Source organism: Gilliamella sp. wkB308 (assembly GCF_001690185.1).
In the GTDB taxonomy this organism is placed as follows: Bacteria; Pseudomonadota; Gammaproteobacteria; order Enterobacterales; family Orbaceae; genus Gilliamella; species Gilliamella apicola_I.
Genome location: NZ_LZGN01000001.1, coordinates 1 through 1,817, shown reverse-complemented (window position 1 = coordinate 1,817; position 1,817 = coordinate 1). Strand labels below are relative to the sequence as shown.

At 36.7% G+C, this 1,817-nt stretch carries 3 protein-coding genes; all 3 read right to left on the bottom strand.

Annotation, left to right across the window (positions count from 1 at the left end):
- A partial coding sequence (locus A9G10_RS00015; RefSeq protein WP_218837291.1) for a DUF6708 domain-containing protein occupies positions 1-420 on the bottom strand: 420 nt, incomplete at its 3' end.
- A gap of 57 nt (positions 421-477) precedes the next feature.
- Complete coding sequence (locus tag A9G10_RS00010) at positions 478-1,347, bottom strand: DUF6708 domain-containing protein (protein WP_065557660.1); 870 nt, start codon at positions 1,345-1,347, stop codon at positions 478-480.
- Positions 1,348-1,404: 57 nt separating this feature from the next.
- The coding region (locus A9G10_RS12645; RefSeq protein ID WP_179855790.1) for a DUF6708 domain-containing protein at positions 1,405-1,817 on the bottom strand (413 nt) is incomplete at its 5' end.

The window sequence follows — 1,817 nt, the reverse complement described above, 5'->3', positions numbered from 1 at the left end:
CGGTGGCCATGCTTTAAACATCCATTTCATTGCCACCGCTTCGTAAAGATAAACCTTGCCTGTTTTTCGATTAAAACGAATTGGATTACTTACGGGGGCATAGTGACCAAAAAGAAGAGTGAAAAAAGTTAAATAAACAACCAGACCTCCTCCTAAAGATGCAATAAATGACAATATCACGGCAAGCCAAGGAATATTATTTTGATTTAAACAAACAAAAAAAGCCAAAATAACCGAAATTTCTCCACCTCCCAATAAAAAAAATCCAATATAAGGTCCGATAATTTTTCGTTTACGATAGATTTCAAGGTAATTATCCGTTGCACATGCAACATAATTAGCATGACGTTTAACCGGCCCCCCCCCTTTAGATAAATCACTTTTCCAACAAACAATTGGTGGTTTGTAACGTGATGGCATTTTTTGCTCCTGCTATCCTGATTGTTGTGCTTTCCGTTTTTTAAACTAACGTCAGGATTATTCGACCGGATACACGGTTTTTGTTAGTTCATACTCTTCTTCTATTTGAGCAAGCTCTTCTTTTGAGCCCGCTTTCGATGCTTTGTCTAACCCTTCAATTTGTCTCGAGGTTATTTTTAACTTCGGTTTGACTTGCATAAAGGTTTTGGCATCCCAAGGTTTATAATCAACGTATTCTAAACCTGCTTGGTCTAAGGGTTTATCTGTGTTCCTTCCCATAAAATGACAAATCCAATGCCAATCCATCGTAAAACAATCCGTTTCACGGATATAAATATATTCAATCACTTTATAACTATTAGGCTCACAAGCAGCCCCAATTAACGTATAACTTTCAAAGCTACCACCTTTTACATTGACCACTGTCGAACCTTGTAATACACCATGAAAGTTTTCCCAATCATAAACTTTTATATGAAATTTGTTTAAATCTTTAAAGGCTCTTCTCGGTGGCCATGCTTTAAACATCCATTTCATTGCCACCGCTTCGTAAAGATAAACCTTGCCTGTTTTTCGATTAAAACGAATTGGATTACTTACGGGGGCATAGTGACCAAAAAGAAGAGTGAAAAAAGTTAAATAAACAACCAGACCTCCTCCTAAAGATGCAATAAATGACAATATCACGGCAAGCCAAGGAATATTATTTTGATTTAAACAAACAAAAAAAGCCAAAATAACCGAAATTTCTCCACCTCCCAATAAAAAAAATCCAATATAAGGTCCGATAATTTTTCGTTTACGATAGATTTCAAGGTAATTATCCGTTGCACATGCAACATAATTAGCATGACGTTTAACCGGCCCCCCCCCTTTAGATAAATCACTTTTCCAACAAACAATTGGTGGTTTGTAACGTGATGGCATTTTTTGCTCCTGCTATCCTGATTGTTGTGCTTTCCGTTTTTTAAACTAACGTCAGGATTATTCGACCGGATACACGGTTTTTGTTAGTTCATACTCTTCTTCTATTTGAGCAAGCTCTTCTTTTGAGCCCGCTTTCGATGCTTTGTCTAACCCTTCAATTTGTCTCGAGGTTATTTTTAACTTCGGTTTGACTTGCATAAAGGTTTTGGCATCCCAAGGTTTATAATCAACGTATTCTAAACCTGCTTGGTCTAAGGGTTTATCTGTGTTCCTTCCCATAAAATGACAAATCCAATGCCAATCCATCGTAAAACAATCCGTTTCACGGATATAAATATATTCAATCACTTTATAACTATTAGGCTCACAAGCAGCCCCAATTAACGTATAACTTTCAAAGCTACCACCTTTTACATTGACCACTGTCGAACCTTGTAATACACCATGAAAGTTTTCCCAATCATAAACTT

Excerpts from the sequence above, each read along its gene's own strand:
- A9G10_RS00010 (WP_065557660.1), bottom strand. The coding sequence starts at position 1,347 with ATGCCATCACGTTACAAACCACCAATTGTTTGTTGGAAAAGTGATTTA.